Genomic DNA, 22,420 nt, shown 5'->3' with positions numbered 1-22,420 from the left:
GCGGGTATCGGAATGAGAAGAGAATCATCCTACTATCTGGTGGAAGGGAGGGGCAGACATGCTGAAGGGCTACAAATACAGGCTCCACCCGACGGCGGCACAGGCCGAGTTCCTGGTCAGGACGATCGGCTGCGCCCGGTTCATCTACAACAAGCTGCTCGAGGACCGCATCGCCCTCCACGAGGAGGCGAAGGCGAACGGCGGGCCGAAGCGGAAGCCGCCGACGCCGGCCTCGTACAAGCCGCTGTTCCCGTTCCTCTGCGAGGCGGACAGCCTCGCGCTCGCGAACGCGAAGCTGCACCTCGACACGGCGTTCGCGAAGTTCTTCGCCGGGACGGCCGGCTTCCCGGTGTTCAAGTCGAGACGGAAGGCGCGCGCGTCCTACACGACGAACAACCAGCACGGCACGATCCGCATCGAAGGGGGCCATGTCCGGCTCCCGAAGGTCGGATTCATCCGCTTCACACAGCACCGAATCTTCGACGGCGAGATCCGGTCGGCGACCGTGTCGATGACGAAGACGGGCAAGTTCTTCGTGTCGCTCCTCGTCGAGCAGGACGACGAGCCGTGGGTCCCGAACCCGCGCAACCTGCGCGAGGCCGAGGAACGGCTGAGACGGGCGCAGCGCGCGCTCTCCCACAAGAAGCCCGGCAGCAGGAACCGCGAGAAGGCACGGCTCCTATTGGCCAAGAAGCACGAGAAGGTCGCTAACCGACGCAGGGACTTCCTCCACAAGTTGTCAAGACGCATCGTCGACGAGAACCAAGTCGTCGTGGTCGAGACGCTGAAGCCGAGGGAGATGATGCAGGACCGCCGCCTGGCAAAATCGATCGGGGACGCCGGGTGGGGCGAGTTCGTCCGCCAGCTGGAATATAAGGCGAGGTTCTATGGACGGACGCTCATCAAGGCCGACCCGTGGTTCGCCTCGACCCAGGTTTGTTCGGCCTGCGGCGAGAACGGCGGCAAGAAGAAGCTAGACGTCCGCGAGTGGACATGCGCCGCATGCGGCACGCACCATGACCGCGACGTCAACGCGAGCCTCAACCTGTTGGGTCTCGCCGACTGAAACACTCCAGGGCAGGGACTGCCCGACGAGCTTGGTCCACAACCGTGGCTGGTAAGAGCACGGTCTTCCCAAGAAGCTCCCACTTCAAGTTGCGAAGCAAATAAGTGGTGAGTAGTTCACTGAGACCGTCACCAAAATCAAGAAGGCGATGCATGACATGACCGGCCTTGATGTCATCGAGGTGAATATGCATGTCGAGGACGTCATGACGCGGGCGGAGTTCGATGCGAAAAGTAAATCGATTGAAGAAGGAGCCGAGCCGAGCCGTGATCTTGTTTGACGAGGAACACGTAGGTGATGCTTCCAGTGAAAAAACTTTAAATACTTTGAACAGGGTAGTGTCGTCCCGCATGGGGTGACACTACCCTGTTTTCTTTTTATAGTCTAGCTAAGTGCAGCCTGTCTAAAACACGATAATGGCAAGGAAAAAGGATGCTCGGACAAAACGGAGGTTGTTCAGTGCCCTCGACTGATCACAAAGAGCTTTTCGGGACTTGAGTGTTTTGTTGAAGCGTCATCATGACACGGTGCGATTCACTCGTATCGAGATAGCTCGCCTCGTATTCGAACAAGCCGCTTTCGAGCTCGGTCACACGGACGAGTCGGACGAGGATATCTGTCTTGTCACCGACTTGTGGCAAGAGGATCTTCAATTCGATGGCCTCGGTGACCGGCAGGCGAACCCGGGCGTAAAAATGCAGGCTTTGTAGCCCGCTCTTCGTCACGAGAATCGGGGTCGAGCCGATCGACAGCTCCCGGTCGTGGAACTTGTGGATCGTCACGCTCGCCTCGAGCGAGAACGCCTGTCGCGTGGCGGCTGGACCGACCGTCTCCGTCGTCGCTAGGAAGCGGTGCTCGAGCGCCCGTTCGAACTGCTCGGCGCCGAGCGGACGGCTGAACAAGTAGCCTTGGACGATGCGGCAGTTGAGGCGTCGGACGACATCGAGTTGTTCGAGCGTCTCGACGCCTTCGATGACGACGTCCATCGCAAACTCCTCGGCCATGAACAGGATCGTCCGCACGATCGCCTGTGACTTCTTGTTCTCATGCAAGTCAGCGGCGAACTGTTGATCGATCTTGATCGTCTTGATCGGGTACTGCTGCAAATAAGATAACGACGAGTAGCCGGTCCCGAAGTCGTCGAGGGCGACACGGATATTGGCGGCGTCGAGCTGTTCGAGCGTGTCGTGGATCTTCCGATTGTCGCTCAACACATCGGTCTCTAGTATCTCGATCTCGAGCAGCGACGGCGTGAGCGTATAGCGGCGGAGCGCCCGCGTGACCGTCTCGGCATAGTGCCCATGCAACAGTCGTTTCGGTGACACGTTGATCGACACCGGGACGACGGGGAGGTCTTTGTCCTGCCAGTCGCGGAGATGGGCGCACGTATGATGGAGCACCCAATCGGCGAGTTGGATGTGGAGGTCGCTCTCTTCAGACAACGGGATGAAGTCGTTCGGCGGAATCCGTCCCCATTCGGGATGTTGCCAGCGGACGAGCGCCTCGGCCCCGACAATCCGGCCCGACCAAGCGTCGACTTTCGGTTGGAATTCAAGGAAGAGTTCGTCTTCTTCGATGGCGCGACGCAAATCGTTGCCGAGCTGATGTCGCCGATACGAGTCGATATTGAAGCTCGAGGCGTAAAAGACGAACCGGTCCATACCCGGCAAGTTCGTCCGGCCGAGTGCCGTGTTGGCGTACTGCAGCAGCTCTTCGGCGACGGTCGAGTCATGCGGATAGCGGCTGACCCCGATCGAGACGGGTGGTCGCCATTCGTACGGGCCGACTTGGATATGCTTCTCCCCGAGTTTGAGCAAAGACTGGCAGTTCATGATCAACGAGGGCTCATCCGTGACATCGGGCAAGAGCAACATGAATTCGTCACCCCCGAGATGACCGACGAAGCTGCCGTTCGGCAAACGATGGAGCAGGGCCGACGTGGCCGCGACGATCCAGTCATCTCCGACGGCGTAGCCGAAGTCGTGATTGATCCGGTGAATCGAGTTGAAGCTGATCGTCAGGACCGCGATATGCTCGTGCTGCTCCATCCGTTCGCCCAGCTCATAGAGAAACAGGCTCCGGTTCGGCAGACTGGTGAGCGAATCGTGCATGGCGAGCTGCCAAATCTGTTCTTCTTGCGTCTTCAGACGGGTGATATCGTGGGCGATACTGATGACGGCCATGACCGTGCCGTCGTCGTCAAACTTCGGGATGAGGCGTTCCTCGACCCATTTGACGCTGTCGGTAAAGCTTGTCCGGTAGAGGACGGTCGTTTCCTGCCCCGCTTCGACACTTGCATGGGCGGCCCGGACTTTGGCCAAGTCGTTCCGATGGATCGCGTGATGGCAAGATGTCGGGTCCTCACCCATCGCTTGCGGTGCCGTCTGGAACAACGTCTCAAATCCGGCGGTATAAAACTCGAGCTTACCGGTCCGTAAATCTTTTCGATAGATGGACGCCTCAACGTGCTTGTATAAGTCGCGAAGCCGTCCCACCTCGTCCTTTAAGCGGTCGTCTTGCGTGATGTCGCGGGCGATCCCGTACACACCGACGATCAAGTGGTTGTCATAGGCAGGGATGTTGGTGATTTGCAGCTTCAACATGCGGCCGTCCTTCTGTTTCGCCATGCATGTGTACGTCTCTTCAGTTCCTGACAGGGCGCTTGCGAAATACGTTTGGATCCGTTCGGCGTCCGCTTCGGTCGTGAAGCGGGCGAAGTGCGTGAACAGCTCACGCTTCGTGTAGCCGAGCAAGAGCGACAGTTTCTCGTTGGAATCGACGATGTTCCCGTGAATGTCGAGTAAGAAGACCGGGTCGAGGTGTCCTTCGATGAAGTGGCGGTCGTTCGTGACGTCAGCGAGTGCGATCGGTAAGTCAGTGGCAGCCAATCGAGATTTGAGCGGATTGATCCAGTTGAACCGAGTCATAGTTTCCTCCTTAATCTGAATATATCGAGTCAGGAACGGTAAAGCATTCCAGGTTTTCATTTCCAATCATTACAAAAACAGCAGCGTTTACAAATATACGCATAATTTGACGAGTAGTAAATATGTTTGAGTGAAGAGTCAATAAAACGGTAAAATAGACCTAAAACGTCGCGACATTAGAAGAATGGGGCGATTGTTTATATGTATGCACCAATATGAATGAAATCACATTATATATTTTTTGTGTATATTATTTCCATATAATGATAGCGGGGGGTGATCGTAGCGAGACTGTGATTCGAAGCGCTGAACGTGTCAGCCGACAGGCCAGCATACCCGTAATATGAAAACGAGCGAATCATGCGTCTCAAAGTATACACCTAATTCAAGGAACGGTCATAACATTCGTAAAAGCGATGTGCCATCACATGATCGACGACCCGGCTCGCGCGGTGACATGCATGCCACGGACGAAACGTGAGGATAAATCGACCTTGTCCCTTGAGCTCGGGGCAACTTGTGCTCGCAGACGAGGGATAGGCCGAGCTTCGCCCGTTGCTTGACCAGATGAAAGATATGGTGCCGGAAAGCACCATCCAAGAAGACAGGCGGTTCATTCTTAGACGGTTAGAAGGTGCAGTCTGGTGAACAAATCAATGATCAGCTATGTCGCTGCCTTATTTTCGCTACTCTTGGTCGGAATTCTATTTGTCCAGTTGCTTAGACTCGACTATGGCCACCGGTTGATCCCGACCAAAGCCCATGAAGCGAGAGAGTTTAGGACGCTAGCGGGTGAGAGCAGAGAACTTGAAGGAGAGCCGATCGACATCTACATTCATCAAAACGAGGACGAATTGTCCGAAGCGATTTTGACGAACCTCAAATACGCGCTCGACTACGCCAAACTCCCATATACATCGATCACGGCTGCACAAATCGAGGGGCTCGCCCCGTCACCGCATAACATGCTCGTCTTGAGCGGGGAAAACACGGAGCAGTGGTCGTACGAGACGATCAAACAGTTCGTCGAACAAGGGGGGCGTCTCTATATCGCCGGACGTTTCATCGATGCGAAGTGGGCCGACCTCGTCGGCGTCAGCGATTTCGGGGACTTTCTGGACGGGGTCAACGGGCTTATCTTTGAACGAGAACTCTTCCCGGGCTATGTCGATCTGCCGCTAGACTCTGAATTGTTTATCCATTGGGTATAAATACCCAAAGGGGGTGAATATCATGTTGAAGCATAAGGCTTACAAATTCCGAATATATCCGACAAAGGAGCAGGAAATCCTGATTGCCAAGACAATCGGTTGTTCACGTTTCGTCTTCAACCACTTCTTAGCGAAGTGGGAAGAAACCTACAAGACGACAGGAAAAGGCTTGTCCTACGGTTCCTGTTCGAAAGAAATTCCTACCTTGAAGCAACAGTTTGACTGGCTAAAAGAAGTCGATAGCACATCTGTCCAGACCAGCGTCAAACATCTAGCCGAGGCGTATGACCGCTTCTTCAAGAAGCAGAACGAACGGCCACGGTTCAAATCGAAGCGGAACCCCGTCCAATCCTATAAGACGAACATCCAAGGCAAGTCTCAACTTCCTGAGGTGTCGATCGTCGGCAACAAGCTCAAACTTCCGAAGTTGAAGTGGGTCCGGTTCGCCAACTCGAAGCAGGTCGAGGGCCGCATCTTGAACGCCACGATCCGACGTAACGCCTCAGGTAAATACTTCGTCTCCCTCCTCGTCGAGCAGGAAATCAACGAACTGCCGAAGACCGGCTCAACCGTCGGCGTCGACGTCGGACTCAAGAACTTCGCTATCCTGTCCGACGGCACGGTGTACCAAAACGACCGCTATTTCCGCACGCTTGAGAAGAAACTGGCGCGTGAGCAACGCAAGCTATCGCGCCGACGGCTCATCGCACTGAACCGGAACATCAAGCTGTCCGAGGCGAAGAACTATCAAAAACAAAAGCGCAAGGTCGCCCGCAGCCATGAGAAGATCGCCAACAAGCGTACCGACTTCCTGCACAAGGTATCGACCGAGATCGTCAAAAACCACGACGTCATCGGCATCGAGACCTTGCAGGTGAAGAACATGCAGAAGAACCGGAAGTTGAGCAAGTCCATCTCGGAGGTGAGTTGGTCGGAGTTCTTCCGCATGCTCGAATACAAGGCCGGCTGGTACGGGAAGACAGTCGTGAAGATCGGCAAGACCTTTGCCTCGAGTCAACTCTGTTCAAGTTGTGGACATCAACACAAAGACGTGAAGCATCTTGGTCTGCGTGAGTGGACATGCCCGGGTTGCGGAATCCATCACGACCGCGATGTGAACGCAGGACTGAACTTGAAACTAGAGGCTGAACGAATCTTGGCCTCTTCAACCGTCGGGACGACGGGGCTAGCCTGATCAGGTTCCGGTCGTTAGACCGGATGACTCAGGAATCCTCCACCTCTAAGCGAAGCGTAGGTGGGGGTAGTTCAAGGATGGCGCCATATGGTGACGGTGAAGTCATGTTTTGGAACACGACTTCCTTGTCTGACAAAAACTCACGCGGCTTGATGGTGCAGGCGCTGACGATTATTTCCCGGCACCGGTGCCCGATAATTCAATTCCGGTTATCGAGGACGCGTACGGATTGTCGATCAAAGATTTCTTCTCAGACGTCTGGTGGCAGGACGTGCAACAGATTGCCCGCGACCATGATTTGGTCTACACCGGGTTCATGATCGGGAGCTATAAAGCGACGAGTGAAGAGGATGTCGACCAACTTGTTCAAAAGATTCGGGCATCGATGTTCGAGTACGGGCGTGGTCTCATGCAAGTGGACGGGGAGATCGGGCTGCACGGATTAAACCACCAGCCGTTAGTGACGAACGGGGAGACGATGGACCCGGAACTCGGGTACACGGCGTGGGCGAGTCGAGAGGAGATGCGGAGCGCCGTCGAACGGGTCGTCGACACGTTTAGCTATTATATACCGAAGGAAGAGATTCGGAGCTACGTTCCCCCATCAAACATTATCGGAGCGTCAGGCCTTTCCGTCTTGAACGAAGCATTCCCCAATGGACTCGTCATCGCTAGCCTGTACAGCGGGGACACCTCGAAAGGCAGTTACGTCCAAGAGTTCGGCCCCGATCCGATTTATGAACACTTATATAACTTTCCGCGCATTTCGAGCGGATATAATGAAACGATAGACGACCAGTTCGTTGTCGTCGACGCGATCGCGAACTTCGGACTCGTGTCGCACTTTATCCATCCTGACGACGTGCTGGATGAACGGCGCTCGAAAGGACAGGGCTGGGCGACGATGAAAGACTCGTTTGAAGACATGTTCAAGATGATTGACCGGACGTATCTGCACCTTGAGGCGCTCACCCAGTATGACGCCTATCAAAAGTACGAACTGTATCAACAAGCAGACATCGAGGTCGCTTATACTGAGGACACGATTGAAATCAACAGCCAGCAGATGCTGATTCCGTCGACGATGCTCATCCGTCTGCAGGCAGGGACATATTTGGAGACGGGCAAGTTCTCGTTCGGAAACGTTCGCCCGTTCGGGGACAGCAGGACGTTGTATCAACTTGAATTGAAGACGTCTTACGTCAGTCTGGAGATTAAGACTGACAGACAATGAGACACAAAAAAAGGCGAATCCCTCAAACGTGAAGGATTTGCCTTTTTGTCGTTCATTTCTTCTCGACCGCATGCCCGCCGAACTCGTTCCGGAGCGCGGCGACGACCTTGCCGGAGAACGTGTCCTCCTCGAGCGAGCGTTGGCGCATCATGAGCGACATGGCGATGACGGGTGCCGGGACGCCGTATTCGAGCGCCGTCTCGACCGTCCACTTGCCTTCACCGGACGCATGCATGACGCCTTTGATCTCGTCGAGCTTCGCGTCCTTGTGGAACGCGCTCTCGGTCAACTCCATCAGCCACGAGCGAACGACCGAACCGTGATTCCAGACACGGGCGACTTGTTCGTGGTCGTAATCGAACGGGCTCTTCTCGAGAATCTCGAACCCTTCGGCGATCGCCTGCATCATGCCGTACTCGATGCCGTTGTGGATCATCTTGAGGAAATGCCCGCTGCCACTCGGACCGGCGTACAAGTAGCCGTTGTCCGTCGACACGTCTTGGAACAACTCCTCGATCTTGCCGAATGCTTCGATATCGCCGCCGATCATCGTGCAGGCGCCGTTGCGTGCGCCTTCCATGCCGCCACTCGTCCCGACGTCGAAGAAGTAGATCAGCTTGTCGTTGAAATGCTCGGCCCGCCGCATCGACTCCTTATAGTTCGAGTTGCCGCCGTCGATGACGATATCCCCTGGGGACAACAGTGCATGCAAATCGTTCAACACGCGCTCGGTCACGTCACCGGCCGGCACCATCACCCAGACGACGCGCGGCGCTTTCAACCCGTCCACGACCGCTTCGAGCGAATCGAGCGTCTCGAACTGGCTCGTCGACACGTTGCCCGGGTCGTAACCGAGCACGCGGTGGCCCCCATCCGTCAAATTGAGCGCCAGGTTGAGTCCCATCTTGCCAAGTCCAATCATTCCTAGTTCCATATTCGTTCCCCCAATCGATTGGTTTAGTCTTTATAAGGGTTACCCGAAATGGGGAGGATTCAAAAGAGGGGTTTCACATCATCGATCCGGTAGGCGAGGATCGACCCGATTCGGATCTTCTGTCCATCACTCGCCTCGATGAAGTCGTTGAGCGGATTGGCCAACTGGAGCGTCTGGTTAAATGTCCGTTCGGCCTGGTGCCTCGAACTCCCATAAATAATAAATGAAAATGGCTCTTTTTTCTCGATAAAACACGTGACGACGAAACGCATCCGTCTATCCCCTTCGCAAAATAATTGGATTTCAATTACATTTACATGATTTCTTATACAAATATTACAAAAAATAATGCGTTTGTACTATAAGGCTTTTTAGAAATAAGGAAACGGACCTAAAAAAACAACCGATCGGGGACGTCCCCGATCGGTTTCGTAAGAATTAGAACTGCGTGTTGCGACCTTGTGCCCATGATGATCGGAATGGCAGCGGTTTCGGTTTTTGAAGCTCAGGGTAGGGTTAAAAAAGATATGCTAGAAAAGCTAAACCTTTTTTTAAAACTGGCCGATAGAAATAAGCGAGTGAATGATTCGACAACAATCGGCAACCATTTACCTCTTTTATAAAAAATGGAAATATTAAAATAATGTGCATGCTAAAATAAAACCTATGTGAAATTGACTACAGGTTCGAGGAAAGGTGCAATGTCATGGAAGAGCAAAAGAAAAAGAGAGTCAAGAAACGTCGGAGGAAGCAAGCGCCCGCAAAACGCATCGCGTTGATTGTGGGGATCGTCGTCGGACTGTTCCTGCTCATCGGAGTCGGGGTGGCAGCTTATTTGTATAACCAAGTGGACTCGACGGTCAGTCGTTTGAACGAGTCGGCCGGGCTCAGCCCGGAACGGATGAATAAACAGACGATCAACGACAAGAAACCGGTATCGGTCCTGTTGCTTGGTGTCGACCGCCGTGCCGACGAACAAGGCCGCAGCGACTCGATCATCGTCATGACACTCAACCCGAATACGGATGCGAGCGCGATGCTCAGCATACCGCGCGACACGAAGACGGAGATCGTCGGCAAAGGCACGACCGATAAGATCAACCACGCCTACGCGTTCGGCGGTGCCGAAATGGCGCTCGCGACGGTCGAGAACTTACTCGGCATCCCGATCGATTACGTCGCCGAAGTCGATATGAAAGGGTTCCAAGACACGGTCGACCTTCTCGGCGGCGTCGAAGTGACAAACAAGTTCGCCTTCACGTCAGGCGACTATTCGTTCGAGCCAGGCACGATCAACTTGTCAGGCCCCGAGGCGCTCGCGTACACGCGGATGCGCTACGACGACCCGAGTGGTGACTTCGGTCGCCAAGAGCGTCAGCGTGACGTCATCACGGCGCTCGTCAACGAAGGCAAAGACGATTTCTCGATCTCGAAATTCAACAATATGCTCGACGTCTTAGGCAATAACGCGAAGACGAACATGACGTTCAAAGACATCCGGACACTATCGGCCGACTATATGGCCGCCTTCAAAAACCAGGACGTCCTTCGACTCGAAGGCACTGGCGGCAAGGCTGACGACGGCATCTATTACTGGAACCCGGATGCGGCCTCACTTGAAGACGTGAAGTCGTATCTCGGCGAATTGATGGAACAATGACAATGGCGCCTCATCCAAAGCGGATGGGGCGTTTTAATTTGTGCGATAATGAAAAGAAAAGGGGTGACCCGTGTGCTCGACCGACTGATCCGTCTCATCATCGACGTCCGCCATCGCTTCAAAGACCATCACATCAACGACTATAGCGCCACGCTCGCCTTCTTCTGGTTTCTCGCCATCTTCCCGACGTTCGTCCTGTTGTTCGCCGTCATGGCGTGGCTCGGGATCGACGACGCCCTGTTGATCGAGCAAATCGAGATCTTGATCCCGGGCGCGAGCGTGCGTGACATGCTGTCGGTCGTCTATGACGTCAGCGGCGACATCAACGCCGGGCTCATCTCGGTCGGTGCCGTCATCGCCGTCTGGTCGGCCTCGAACGGGGCGGCCCGGCTCGTCAAGCTGACCGTGTTCGCCTACGGCGAGACCGAGGCGCGCAGCTACATCGTCCGTAGGCTCATCGGGTTGTTGACGCTCGTCGCCTTCAGCGTCGGCGCCGTCATCTTGATCGTGTTCCACATCTTCGGCCGCGAGTTCGTCGAGCTCATGTACGCGTGGTTCCCGATGCTCGAGGAGTTTGAACGGTTGGCGACGCTCGCCCGGTATACCGTCTCGACCTTCATCCTCATCTTCGCGTTCTCGCTGTTTTATAAGTTCGCGCCCCAGCAACACGTCACATTCACGGAGACGCTCCCAGGCGCCACTTTCGCCGTCATCTCGTGGCAGCTGTTGTCGACCGGCTACAGCATCTACGTCGACCAGTTCTCGATGTTCGGCGACACGTACGGGACAATCGGAATCGTCATCTTGCTGCAGATCTGGCTCTACTTGACGGCGGCGACGATGCTGCTCGGGGCGGAGATCAACGCGGCTTGGCCCGGTCATACGCGACGCCGGCCTCAGCGCACACATTTCCCATGAAAATCCGAAAGAAATCGTTAGCATTTTTTGGCAACGTGCTATAATACTACACGGTAAGCGGGAATTATTCATACTATAGATTTAATGAAAGCAGGTGGTCTGATGGCGAGACATCGCAAGAAATCATCATGGAAGAAATGGGTATTGCTCACAGTAGGCGTCATGACCGTCATCCTCATCGCCGGCGGACTGTTCGTCTGGTCGATGTACCGGGACGTCAATGAGACGGTGACACGGGTGAACGATAATTTAGAAATCTCTGAAGAACGCAAACAAGTGCAGACAATCGAAGAGAAACGGTCCGTATCGGTCCTCCTCCTCGGCGTCGACCGCCGCGGCACCGAGCAAGGGCGGAGCGACTCGATCATCGTCATGACGCTCAACCCGGAGACGGACGAAGGGGCGATGCTCAGCATCCCGCGGGATACAAAGACGGAGATCGTCGGGCGCGGGATGCGTGACAAAATCAACCACGCCTACGCGTTCGGTGGGGCCGAGATGGCGATGGATACGGTCGAAGGACTCTTGGACATCCCGATCGACTACGTCGTCGAGACGGACATGGAGGCGTTCACCGAGGTCGTCGACGCACTCGGCGGCATCACGGTGACGAACAACTTCGCGTTCGCGTCGGACGGTTACTCGTATCCGGTCGGTGAAGTTGAGTTGACGGGTGAGTCGGCATTGTCGTATACGCGCATGCGTTACGACGACCCGAACGGGGACTTCGGCCGCCAAGAGCGACAACGCGCCGTCGTCGCGGCCATCGTCGAGAAAGGGCGTTCCGACTTCTCGGTCGATAAAGTGACGAAACTGTTGGACGTCGCCGGCAACCGTGCCAAGACGAACATCGAGTTCAACGAGCTCGTCGGTCTGTCGACGGACTACATGCAGGCGTTCCGTAACGCCAGCACGCTCCGGATCGAAGGGGCGGGCGGGCTGGAGTCAGACGGTATTTATTACTGGAACCCAAATCCGGACTCGCTCGCAAGCGTCCAGACCGAACTGAAGCGTTTGATGGACTGAAGCCGCCCTTCTCGGGTGGCTTTTTTCGTGCGTTTGAAACGGGCACATCGGTGGGACTGTTAATAGAGACAGTACTAGGAGGGATCACATGATTTGGGACAAACTTGAACCGATAATCAACCGACTCGAAGACGATCATACAACCGACGACTGGCGCCGTCTGTTCGACAAGTGGGCCGGCCACACGTGGCACGACCACGAGGCGCCGAGCGAGCTGACGAGCGTCCTCATCGTCGACGCGAACGCTGTCACGACAGACGGGACGCAAGACCTCGACGCGCTGCACACGCTATTGAAAGACCACGTCCGATCGTCGATCAGCGACTTGTATCTCGTGTCGCTGTTCCCGCATCAAGTGAAGCCGACCGACACGGCCGTCAACCCGCGCATCCGTCTGTTCGAGGACCTCGGGCGCTTCCACGACGAGTTTGATCTCATGTATGAGATGACGCCGGACGTCTATAATGAGCTGCAAGTCGATTTGCTCGACGAGACCGACGCCTTCATCGAACGGCTCGCACAAGGGGCGACGAAAGTCCGCGTCCACGTCCAATCGTTCCGGGGCATGCCCGAGGAGCGGATCAAGCACGTGCTCGAACTATGGCAATTGATTCTCCACCATTATAAACCGCACGGGCAGCTCGTCCTCGCCTATGAAGGGGACGCCGACCGGACCGGTTCCTACTTCGAAGTCGCCGACGTCATCTGTCACTTCGACTTGGCGTCCCATACGTTGCTCGCTTTCGCCCAAGGCAACGCCAAAGGGTTGACCGAATGGGCCGACCGCATCGAGGCGCCAGGGGACGGCAAGACGTACTTCAACTTCTTGTCGAGCCCGGAGCGGGACCCGTTCGAGAAGAACTTGCTCGAGCCGTCGGTCGACATGTTGCTCGCCGCCCATAGCGTCCTGTTCTCGCTGCAAGGCATCCCGGCCGTCGATTACCGGACGCTGCTCGGGGTGACGACGCCGGTCGAGCGGGCCGCGCTCGTCCAAGAGTTGAAGACGGACCCGTACCGCCTGCAAGTGTTCTCCGGCATCTTGAGCCAGCTGAACGTCAAGCGGACGCACACGGCCTTCTCGCCGTATGCCGAGCAGCGCATCGTCGCGACGGACAAACGCGTGTTCACGGTCGAGCGGAGTGGGGGAGGCGAGACACTTCTACTCTATACGAACGTGTCGGACGACCGGGTCGTCATCGCTGCGAGTGGGACGAACTTGTTCACGGGAGAATGGGTCGAGGCGGTCGTGCTCGAGGCGTACGACTTCATGTGGCTCAAACAAGAATAGGGCTTTTGAACCAAAAATCAGTTTTGGTGAATAGTCGTATTGACGCATTCGGTGTTTAGGTAGAAAATGGAATAGAAGGAAGTTCTATGACATACACGACCATACACCGAAGGAGCGGATTTCCATGAATCAACCTTTATTCGCGTATTTGTTCGGCTTGACGCTGCAGTCGTTTCTCTATTGGATGTTTGCCACGCTGTTCATCGCCTTGGTCGGCTACGTCGCCCTCTACGTATGGGACCGTGACGTCGCCAATCAATACCGATCGCTTTGGCGCAAGGGCTATTACCTGACGTTCGGCGCCTTCGTCTTGTTCGGCTTCATCGTTGGCGAGTTCGCCATCGACGCCGCGTGGACGCTCGCCGGGATCGCCATCTTGATCGTCGTCCTCGACTACGGCGTGCTCGGGGCGCGGGAGCGACAAGACTTGATAGAAGAAGACCTGATAGAAGATGACATGACAAAACCCCTTACGGAAGAACGATAAATCGTTCTCGCGTAAGGGGTTTTTCTTATGCCCGGTAACCGTTCGGGTTGTTCGCTTGCCAGTTCCAGGCGTCGCGGCACATGGCGCGGACGTCGTGTTTCGCTTCCCAGCCGAGCGCGTCTTTCGACTTCGTCGGGTCGGCGTAGCAGCTGCCGATGTCGCCTGGGCGACGCGGCGTCACTTTATAAGGGACAGTTTTTCCACTCTCCGCCTCAAAAGCCTTGACGAGGTCGAGCACGCTGTAGCCCGTGCCGGTCCCGAGGTTGAACGCCTCGGCGCCGGTGTGGTCCATGACGTAGTCGAGCGCCTTCAAGTGGCCTTCCGCCAAGTCGACGACGTGGATGTAGTCGCGGACGCCGGTGCCGTCCGGTGTGTCGTAATCGTCACCGAACACGCTCAGTTCGCTCAAGCGGCCGACGGCGACTTGCGTGATGTACGGCATCAAGTTGTTCGGTACGTCGAACGGGTCCTCACCGATCTGGCCCGACGCGTGGGCACCGATCGGGTTGAAGTAGCGGAGGAGCGCGATGCTCCACGCCGGGTCGGCGACGGCCAAGTCGCGCATGATGTCTTCGATCATCAACTTCGTGCGGCCATACGGGTTCGTCGCGCTGAGCGGGAACGATTCGTCGATCGGCGTCCGTTCCGGCATGCCGTACACGGTCGCAGAAGAAGAAAAGACGATCCGTTTCACGTCGAACGCGTTCATCACGTCGAGCAGGACGGTCGTCCCGACGACGTTGTTCTCGTAATAGCGGAGCGGCTCGTTCACCGATTCGCCGACGGCTTTCAGTCCGGCGAAATGGATGACGGCGTCGATCGTATGTTTCAAGAAGATCTGTTCCAATAACTCCCGGTCGAGGATGTCGCCGAGATAAAACTCGACCGTTTTACCGGTCAGCGCCTCGACACGGTCGAGCGCCTCACGGCGGCTGTTCGACAAGTTGTCGAGGACGATGACGTCGTGTCCGGTCTCAAGTAGTTGGAGGACGGTGTGGGTGCCGATGTAGCCGGCACCACCTGTAACTAAAATCGTAGTCATAGGGGTTACTCCTTCCGAAGAAAACTATTATTTTTCTGTCAAACGCACGCGGGTCTGTCCGTTCGTGCCGATAAATAAGCGGAGCGAGTACGTCTCGCTCTCATAGACGAGCGCGTCGCTCGTCTCGATGACGGGTTCACCGAGCGGGTCGAACGCCTCACGCGCGAGTTGCGTGTTCGTCCAGTCGATGGCGTGCACTTGGTCGTCTTGGATGACGAAGAAGCCGCCGTTGTAGAACGCATAGGCGTTCAAGGCGTCGGTCTCACGACCGTACGGTGCGCCGATCGTCTCGGTGAGCGCGGCCTCGTTCATCGCGAAGAAATCCGGGAGCGCTTCACCAAGCCAAGCGTTGTCTAGGTTCGTCTCGGCCCAGTCGAGCAGCGTACTGTCAGTCAAATCGCGTGACGGCCAGTCGGTCGTGACGGCGTCGAGTGCGACCCAAGCCGTCGTGCCGTCGAGGTCGACTTCGACATGATCGTCTTGTTCGTTCACAATCTCGTAGCGATCGCCGATATCTCCTATATAGGTGACTGTCGTGCCGTTCGGTTCGCTGACGAGGTTGACGTTTTTCGTCGCCAGCCAGACGTAGTTCGTCTCCGGTGCTTCGACGACAGGTTCCGGTTCAGGCGCCGGGGCTTCGACTTCCGTTGTCTCGCTCGGTTCAAATAGCGCCGCTACATATGGATACCCGATATAACCGCCGCCTAATAAGACTGCGACGAGCAACAGGCCACCGAGCCATTTGCCTTTCTTCTTACGAGGGCGGGCCGGTTCAATTCGCTTGGCCCGTTCGGCGCGTGACGGGACCGATGTCTCCGGCACGTAACGCGGCTTCTGAGTCTGTGCTGCTGATTGTGGCGTTTTTTCCGATACGGCGTCGGCAATTGTCTCGTTGACGACTGTCTTGTCAACTTTGATTGGTTGCGGCACCGTCGCTTCTTTGTTCAGCACCCGATCATGCTTCTCGAGTAAAGACACATAATATGGAAGGAACGTGGCATCTTTCTTCCCGTCTTTGATCCAAGCCGTGAAGTCGGCCGCTGATTTTTCGTCGGTCGGGAGTGAGGCTTTCGTCGCACCGGTCAGTTCTTCAAAAGAAACGGTCAACGATTTGCCGTCCCCTAGATTTTGTTTGATTAAAGTTTGTAATTTTGTACGTGTCGACGCATCGACATCGGCATATAGCTGGAGTAGGCGCTCACTAACGTGCACTATTGTCTCCCCCTTTTGTAAAGTTATTCCTTTCAAAGTTTAGCAGATTTGCATGCCAAAAAACCCAATTTTTAAAAAATGGGTCATCACGGGAGAGAATTTTTGCTATAATGTTTTGGTATTGTCAGTAAAAATATTATTTGCGGAAATTTTCCAGTCGTGATTTTACAGAATAGAGGAGAGAGAACACGAATATGAATGAAGAAACGATTTCCCTTGGAGAACTGTTCTCCATCTTGAAGCGGAGCAAATGGCTCATCGCAAGTTTAGCACTCATCACGGCACTCATCGCCTTCCTCGTCAGCTCGTACGTCATCCAACCGACGTATGAGGCCTCGACGCAAGTGCTCGTCGCACCGAAAGAGACACAAAACAACATGATCGACACCGGCCAAGTCCAGTCGTCGGTCGCGCTCGTTAACACGTACCGCGTCATCATCCAAAGCCCGGCCATCTTAGAGCCGGTCCAAGAGAACGTCGTCGGTGCGCCTGAGGACATCAGTAACTTGATCACCGTCAACAGCGAACAAAACTCGCAAGTCATCAACATTGCGGTCCAACATACGAACCCTGTGCTCGCAACGGATATCGCCAACGAGATCAGCACGGTGTTCTCGAAAGAAGTGAAAGAACTAATGAGCGGCGTCGACAACGTCAAAGTGTTGTCGGATGCGTCCGTGCCGATGTTGCCGGTCAGCCCGAACATCTTACTCAACACGGCGATCGCGACCGTGCTCGGCTTGATGATCGGAGTCGCCATCGCTTTCCTCAAAGTCGTGCTCGACCGTCGCATCAAGACGGAGCAAGATGTCGAGACGATTTTAGAACTCCCGGTATTAGGGTCGATCCCGGTCATTGACCGTGTCGAGATGCAGCAACAACGCCAAGCGAAAGTGAAAGGTGAAGAAGTCCATGTTTAATTTCGGGAAAAAGAAACACAAACATATCAAGTATGACAAGACCGGACGCGACTTGATCACGGTCCATAAACCGAAGTCGCCGATCTCCGAGCAATACCGGACGATCCGGACGAACCTCGAGTTCACCGCCGTTGATGACGACTTACAAACGATGGTCATCACGTCGGCCTCGTCTGGCGAAGGCAAGTCGACGACATCGTCGAACCTCGCCGTCGTTTACGCCCAACAAGGCAAGCGTGTCTTACTCGTCGATTGCGACATGCGCCGCCCGACGGCCCACTTCACGTTCCGCCTATCGAACGGGATCGGACTGTCGACCGTCCTCGCTAAAAAGACGACGATCGAGAAGGCGACGCATTCGACACAAGTCGAGAACTTGGACTTGATGGCGGCGGGACCGATCCCGCCGAACCCGTCGGAGCTGTTGTCGTCGAAGACGATGGACCGCGTGCTCGACGAGTTGAAAACGAATTATGACATCATCATTTTAGACGCCCCGCCGATGATGCAAGTCGCCGACACACGCGTCCTCGCCCGGAAAGTAGACGGCGTCGTCCTCGTCGTCGGTTGCGACAAGTCGGACCGCCAGATGGTCGTCAAAGCGAAAGAACAATTGACGCTCGCCGAGGCCCACATCCTCGGTGTCGTCTTGAATAAGCGTGAGCCGCAAGGCAGCGACGATTACTATTACTACTACGCGTACGAGTAAAAAGGAGACAACGCCATGATCGATATCCATTGTCACTTGCTCCCGGCCGTCGATGACGGACCGGAGACGGTCGAACAAGCGGTAGAAATGGCGAAACGCGCGGCAAGCGAAGGGGTGACCGCAATCGTGGTCACCCCCCACGCGTTTCACCCCCAGTTCGAGACGGACGAGTTGAACGTCCAAAACGCCGTCGCCAAGCTTCAAGACGTGTTGCGCCATGAAGGCATCGCGCTCGATCTATACGCCGGCCAAGAGATTCGCGTGTTCGGCGAGCTAGTCGAGGCACTCGAGCAAGGCAAGGCGCTGTCGCTCGCCGGATCGCGTTACGTCCTCGTCGAGTTCCCGAGCGACTCTGTCCCGGCCTACGCCGAGCAACTGTTCTTTGGACTGCAGACGGAAGGGTATACGCCGGTCATCGCCCACCCCGAGCGCAACAAAGAGTTCGCGACAAACCCGAAACGTTTGATGGACTTCGTCTCGTCTGGTGCCTTGTCACAAATCACGACGGCTAGTTTGACAGGTGAGTTCGGACAGAACGTGCAAGACCTCGCCTTCACGTTCCTTCGTAACGGACTGAGCCACTTGATCGCCTCGGACGCCCATAGTACCGGTCGCCGCACGTTCTATTGGGATGATGCCAAAGACGCGGTCACAAAAGAACTCGGCCAAGACAAGTGGGACAATTACGTCGTCAACGCCGAAGCGGTCTTGAAAGACGAGTTCGTCTTCATCGACCCCCCTATTCTTCCAATTAAAAATTGGAGAGGGAAATGGAAGAAATGATTTCCCTTTATTAACAATAAACGGTTGACAACTAGGTTATCATTATGATTTTTGTCGACATCTGTCGAACGATTTTATGTTTTAATTTCCTTTCCTTGGTTTTTTAGGTGGTTCGAACGTGATACCCTTAATTTATAATTTTTTTAAAGGATGGTAGATACATCCTTTTTTCTATGGATTAGACATAATAGATAGAACCATCCAAGAGGAGTGGGATAGATGACAATTAAACGAGTGAAAAAAGCCGTCATTCCGGCAGCGGGTCTCGGAACACGGTTTTTACCTGCGACAAAAGCGATGCCAAAAGAGATGTTGCCGATCGTCGATAAGCCGACAATCCAATACATCATTGAAGAAGCGGTCGAGTCGGGCATCGAAGACATCTTGATCGTGACTGGTAAAGGCAAGCGAGCTATTGAAGATCACTTCGACTCGGTGCCAGAACTTGAGCAGCAATTGATTGAAAAAGGGAAATCTGAGTTTTTGAAACTCGTCGAAGAGACGACGAACATTAACATCCATTTCATCCGTCAATCGAAGCCGCGAGGGCTTGGTCACGCCGTGCTTCAAGCGAAAGCGTTTATCGGTGACGAACCGTTCGTTGTCATGCTTGGTGATGATATCGTCCAAGCGGACGTGCCTTGTACACGTCAATTGATCGAACAGTACAACAAGACAGAAAGTTCGATTATCGGCGTTCAACCGGTATCTCGTGACGTGACACACCGTTATGGCATCGTTGACCTTCAATCGTCACTTGAAGGCGGGTTACATAAAGTCGAGTCGTTCGTCGAAAAACCGGCACCAGGCACAGAGCCATCGAACTTGGCGATCCTTGGTCGTTACTTGTTCACGCCGCAAATCTTTAAGTTTTTAGAGACGCAAGCGCCAGGCGCTGGTGGCGAGATCCAATTGACGGATGCGATCACACGATTGAACGAAGTCCAACCCGTATTCGCTTTTGAATTCACAGGTAAGCGCTACGACGTCGGTGAAAAGCTCGGCTTTATCCAGACGACGCTAGAGTTTGCCTTGGCACGTGAAGACTTACGGGACGATGTCTTAAAGATGATGACACAATTAGTAGAAGAACAGTCTTCTATGAACGCGGTCAATTGAAAGGGAGGGGAAAACGATTGTCCATTCCTGAACTAGGTCGAAAATCGTTACGGACAAGTATACTAGTCATCCTCGATATGGCAGCAATCTTATCGTCGATGGTTGTCACTTATTTTTTCTTATATCCAGTCGAATTCATTCAAAATATTGATCAAAATCATTTTATTGAATCAGCCATTTTGTATAGTGCGTTATTTATCGTCATGGCCGGCGTCAGCCGGCTATATCGTGTCGCTTGGCGCTTTGCCAGTATGTCGGAGGCGATCCGTCTCGCGATGACGCTTTTCTTGAGTACGATTACCCTTTATCTCATCCAGTTCGCCGTTTACGGGGAAGCGATGGAGCGGATGTTGTTCCTCAGCTTCTGTTTATCGCTTCTACTGTTAGGTGGCATTCGTTTAGGGTCACGTATTTACGTGACGTGGAAACACGATCAGCTTTCAATCTTGCGAGGCCGCAACGTGAAGCGACGTAAAGACGAGAAGCGGACGCTCATCATTGGTGCTGGGCAGGCCGGACGCATGCTCGTCCGGCAAATGAATCAGTCAGATAACCACCGGATGAACCCGGTCGGTTTTTTAGATGACAACCGTCATCTTCAAACACTTACCGTCAATGGTGTCAAAGTTGTCGGGACAGTTGATGAGTTAGAAGATATCGTCGAGAAGGAAGCGGTCGATAAAATCGTCTTCGCCATTCCGTCGATGAAGTATCAAGAGCGACTAGCCATTATCAAACGGGCGAAAGCGGTTTGTACGAACGTGCATACGTTGCCGATGATTGAAGAAGTCGCAGCCGGTAAAGTAGCAGTCAATCAGATGCGTCAAGTATCGATTGAAGATCTTCTTGGACGCGAGCCAGTCGAGCTCGACATTTCAGGTATTCAGTCTGAAGTGGAAGGGAAAACTGTTTTGGTGACAGGTGCTGGTGGATCGATTGGATCCGAAATCTGTCGTCAAATTTTAAAGTTTAAACCAGAACGGCTACTCCTTCTCGGTCATGGAGAAAACAGTATCTACTTAATCGAACGCGAGTTGCGAGAGTTGAACTTAGAGGTAGAACTCATTCCTGTCATCGCCGACGTCCAAGACGTCGAACGGTTACGCGATGTCTTTATGACACATTCACCACACCTCGTCTTCCACGCGGCAGCGCACAAGCATGTGCCGTTAATGGAAGCGAACCCGCATGAAGCGGTGAAAAATAATATCTACGGCACAAAAAACGTCGCCGAGATGGCGGATGAGTACGGTGCATCTCGTTTCGTCATGATCTCGACCGACAAAGCGGTCAACCCAACGAATGTCATGGGATCAACGAAACGAGTCGCCGAGATGATCATTCAAAACTTGGCGAAGACGAGTCGGACAAAATACGCCGTAGTTCGGTTTGGTAATGTGTTAGGTAGCCGCGGATCGGTCATTCCGTTATTTAAGACCCAGATTGAAAAAGGTGGACCGGTTACGGTGACGCACCCTGATATGACGCGGTACTTCATGACAATTCCTGAGGCGAGCCGTCTTGTCATTCAAGCGGGAACGTTAGCTGACGGTGGTGAAGTGTTCGTCCTCGATATGGGTGAACCGGTGAAGATTGTCGATCTCGCCCGCAATATGATCAAACTGAGTGGGTTCACTGAAGAACAGATTTCGATTGCTTTTAGCGGGATCCGTCCCGGTGAGAAGATGTTCGAGGAGTTGCTCAAAGAAGGCGAAGTCCATTCTGAGGCAGTTTACCCGAAAATCTTTACTGGTATCGTGAGTGAAGAAACAAACTTGGAAGAGAAACTAAATCGCATGAATGAACTAAAAACGAGTGAAGCACTCGGTTTGTATCTCGTTAATTGGGCAAACGATTCTTTAGATTTAAATAATCTGAACGTAAATAAAGACGTACACGAGACGGTCTAAAAAAATGGAGTGTGAATGATGAAGTATAGCGAACAAAAACGGAAAATCGACTTTATTCTTTCTTTAATCGGATTGATTGTGCTGTCGCCATTGTTTATCGGAATTATGATCGCAATCAAATTTGAATCAAAAGGTCCTGTTTTTTTTAAACAAAAACGTGTTGGGCTTAATCAATCGCACTTCAATATTTTAAAATTTCGCACGATGCGCGTCGATGCTCCGAAGGATACACCGACGCATTTGTTAACAGATCCGGAAAAGTACATCACAAAGACTGGGAAATTTCTTCGTAAAACGAGTCTCGATGAATTGCCACAAATCATCAATATTTTAAAAGGTGAAATGGCTGTAATTGGACCACGTCCTGCACTTTGGAATCAGTATGATTTGATTGAAGAACGTGAGAAATATGGTGCGAATGCTGTATTGCCAGGTCTTACAGGATGGGCTCAAATTAATGGAAGAGATGAATTGTCAATTGAAGTAAAGGCAAAACTAGATGGGGATTATATAAAAAAAATATCAGTTAAGATGGATTTTTACTGTTTTACTAGAACGCTGAGTAAAGTAACTATAGGAGAAGGAATAATAGAAGGTCAAAAAAAACAAATGAAATAGTAGTTATCAGATAGCTAAAGAATTGAGATATAAATGTTGTATTAAAAATTTACCATACAGATTAATATTTATGCAGAGGAATAATAATTCCGAAAAGAATTATGCTTGCTTTTACAAGAAAAAACAGCGCATTATCTTTATTCCGAAAAAATAGTAGTTGA

The 22,420-nt window shown here is 53.5% G+C and carries 21 protein-coding genes; 16 read left to right on the top strand and 5 right to left on the bottom strand.

Features of this window, described 5'->3' with window-relative positions:
• The first annotated feature begins 58 nt into the window (after positions 1-58).
• Together EVJ29_RS07000 and EVJ29_RS15605 are read left to right on the top strand one after the other, a co-directional pair.
• Entirely contained in the window at positions 59-1,066 is a 1,008-nt protein-coding gene (locus EVJ29_RS07000; RefSeq protein WP_131504878.1) for an RNA-guided endonuclease TnpB family protein, read from the top strand.
• A 157-nt stretch (positions 1,067-1,223) separates the two neighbouring features.
• Positions 1,224-1,346, top strand: a complete 123-nt coding sequence (locus tag EVJ29_RS15605) for a hypothetical protein (protein ID WP_269089661.1) — start codon at positions 1,224-1,226, stop codon at positions 1,344-1,346.
• A gap of 193 nt (positions 1,347-1,539) precedes the next feature.
• Here the strand turns inward: EVJ29_RS15605 and EVJ29_RS06990 are convergent, their stop codons facing one another.
• On the bottom strand, positions 1,540-3,993 hold the full coding sequence (locus EVJ29_RS06990; protein ID WP_161567335.1) for a sensor domain-containing protein: 2,454 nt from the start codon (positions 3,991-3,993) through the stop codon (positions 1,540-1,542).
• Between the two features lie 644 nt (positions 3,994-4,637).
• Here EVJ29_RS06990 and EVJ29_RS06985 point away from each other — a divergent pair.
• The 3 genes from EVJ29_RS06985 to EVJ29_RS06975 all read left to right on the top strand — a co-directional run bounded on the left by EVJ29_RS06985 (position 4,638) and on the right by EVJ29_RS06975 (position 7,633).
• Entirely contained in the window at positions 4,638-5,204 is a 567-nt protein-coding gene (locus tag EVJ29_RS06985) for a hypothetical protein (protein WP_201738993.1), read from the top strand.
• 22 nt (positions 5,205-5,226) lie between these two features.
• The gene (tnpB, locus tag EVJ29_RS06980) at positions 5,227-6,399 is read left to right on the top strand and encodes an IS200/IS605 family element RNA-guided endonuclease TnpB (RefSeq protein ID WP_131504876.1); all 1,173 of its coding nucleotides are present in this window, start codon (positions 5,227-5,229) and stop codon (positions 6,397-6,399) included.
• 187 nt (positions 6,400-6,586) lie between these two features.
• Positions 6,587-7,633, top strand: a complete 1,047-nt coding sequence (locus tag EVJ29_RS06975; RefSeq protein WP_236633427.1) for a DUF2194 domain-containing protein — start codon at positions 6,587-6,589, stop codon at positions 7,631-7,633.
• Positions 7,634-7,685: 52 nt separating this feature from the next.
• On the opposite strand, the gene gnd is transcribed toward EVJ29_RS06975, so the two are convergent.
• Both gnd and EVJ29_RS06965 read right to left on the bottom strand, forming a co-directional pair.
• Positions 7,686-8,567, bottom strand: a complete 882-nt coding sequence (gene gnd, locus EVJ29_RS06970; protein ID WP_070328394.1) for a phosphogluconate dehydrogenase (NAD(+)-dependent, decarboxylating) — start codon at positions 8,565-8,567, stop codon at positions 7,686-7,688.
• 59 nt (positions 8,568-8,626) lie between these two features.
• Positions 8,627-8,839 (bottom strand): hypothetical protein, encoded by a 213-nt coding sequence (locus EVJ29_RS06965; protein ID WP_131504875.1) that lies wholly within the window; start codon positions 8,837-8,839, stop codon positions 8,627-8,629.
• A gap of 509 nt (positions 8,840-9,348) precedes the next feature.
• Here EVJ29_RS06965 and EVJ29_RS06960 point away from each other — a divergent pair.
• The 5 genes from EVJ29_RS06960 to EVJ29_RS06940 all read left to right on the top strand — a co-directional run bounded on the left by EVJ29_RS06960 (position 9,349) and on the right by EVJ29_RS06940 (position 13,946).
• Positions 9,349-10,227: an LCP family glycopolymer transferase gene (locus tag EVJ29_RS06960; RefSeq protein ID WP_236633490.1), complete on the top strand. Its 879-nt coding sequence runs from the start codon at positions 9,349-9,351 to the stop codon at positions 10,225-10,227.
• A 48-nt stretch (positions 10,228-10,275) separates the two neighbouring features.
• Positions 10,276-11,145: a YihY/virulence factor BrkB family protein gene (locus tag EVJ29_RS06955; protein ID WP_131504873.1), complete on the top strand. Its 870-nt coding sequence runs from the start codon at positions 10,276-10,278 to the stop codon at positions 11,143-11,145.
• A 102-nt stretch (positions 11,146-11,247) separates the two neighbouring features.
• Entirely contained in the window at positions 11,248-12,171 is a 924-nt protein-coding gene (locus tag EVJ29_RS06950) for an LCP family glycopolymer transferase (RefSeq protein ID WP_070328398.1), read from the top strand.
• An 88-nt stretch (positions 12,172-12,259) separates the two neighbouring features.
• The gene (locus EVJ29_RS06945; protein WP_131504872.1) at positions 12,260-13,459 is read left to right on the top strand and encodes a hypothetical protein; all 1,200 of its coding nucleotides are present in this window, start codon (positions 12,260-12,262) and stop codon (positions 13,457-13,459) included.
• Positions 13,460-13,583: 124 nt separating this feature from the next.
• Positions 13,584-13,946: a hypothetical protein gene (locus EVJ29_RS06940; protein WP_131504871.1), complete on the top strand. Its 363-nt coding sequence runs from the start codon at positions 13,584-13,586 to the stop codon at positions 13,944-13,946.
• A gap of 25 nt (positions 13,947-13,971) precedes the next feature.
• On the opposite strand, the gene galE is transcribed toward EVJ29_RS06940, so the two are convergent.
• On the bottom strand, positions 13,972-14,988 hold the full coding sequence (galE, locus tag EVJ29_RS06935; RefSeq protein ID WP_131504870.1) for a UDP-glucose 4-epimerase GalE: 1,017 nt from the start codon (positions 14,986-14,988) through the stop codon (positions 13,972-13,974).
• A gap of 27 nt (positions 14,989-15,015) precedes the next feature.
• Positions 15,016-16,200 (bottom strand): hypothetical protein, encoded by a 1,185-nt coding sequence (locus EVJ29_RS06930; RefSeq protein ID WP_131504869.1) that lies wholly within the window; start codon positions 16,198-16,200, stop codon positions 15,016-15,018.
• Between the two features lie 194 nt (positions 16,201-16,394).
• On the opposite strand from EVJ29_RS06930, the gene EVJ29_RS06925 reads away from it, so the two are divergent.
• The 6 genes from EVJ29_RS06925 (at position 16,395) to EVJ29_RS06900 (ending at position 22,259) form a co-directional block, all read left to right on the top strand.
• Positions 16,395-17,120: a YveK family protein gene (locus tag EVJ29_RS06925; protein WP_131504868.1), complete on the top strand. Its 726-nt coding sequence runs from the start codon at positions 16,395-16,397 to the stop codon at positions 17,118-17,120.
• The gene (locus EVJ29_RS06920; protein WP_131504867.1) at positions 17,113-17,829 is read left to right on the top strand and encodes a CpsD/CapB family tyrosine-protein kinase; all 717 of its coding nucleotides are present in this window, start codon (positions 17,113-17,115) and stop codon (positions 17,827-17,829) included. Before EVJ29_RS06925 ends, EVJ29_RS06920 begins: the two co-directional genes overlap by 8 nt.
• 15 nt (positions 17,830-17,844) lie before the next feature.
• On the top strand, positions 17,845-18,612 hold the full coding sequence (locus EVJ29_RS06915) for a tyrosine-protein phosphatase (RefSeq protein WP_131504866.1): 768 nt from the start codon (positions 17,845-17,847) through the stop codon (positions 18,610-18,612).
• Between the two features lie 219 nt (positions 18,613-18,831).
• The gene (galU, locus tag EVJ29_RS06910) at positions 18,832-19,731 is read left to right on the top strand and encodes a UTP--glucose-1-phosphate uridylyltransferase GalU (protein ID WP_330857361.1); all 900 of its coding nucleotides are present in this window, start codon (positions 18,832-18,834) and stop codon (positions 19,729-19,731) included.
• 77 nt (positions 19,732-19,808) lie between these two features.
• Positions 19,809-21,641: a polysaccharide biosynthesis protein gene (locus EVJ29_RS06905; RefSeq protein ID WP_131504988.1), complete on the top strand. Its 1,833-nt coding sequence runs from the start codon at positions 19,809-19,811 to the stop codon at positions 21,639-21,641.
• A gap of 18 nt (positions 21,642-21,659) precedes the next feature.
• Positions 21,660-22,259, top strand: coding sequence for a sugar transferase (locus EVJ29_RS06900; RefSeq protein ID WP_131504865.1), 600 nt, complete (start codon positions 21,660-21,662; stop codon positions 22,257-22,259).
• Positions 22,260-22,420 lie beyond the last annotated feature (161 nt).

It is taken from the genome of Exiguobacterium sp. SH4S7, from assembly GCF_004336795.1.
Lineage (GTDB): Bacteria > Bacillota > Bacilli > Exiguobacteriales > Exiguobacteriaceae > Exiguobacterium > Exiguobacterium aurantiacum_A.
This window is presented reverse-complemented; position numbering and strand designations above follow the sequence as displayed.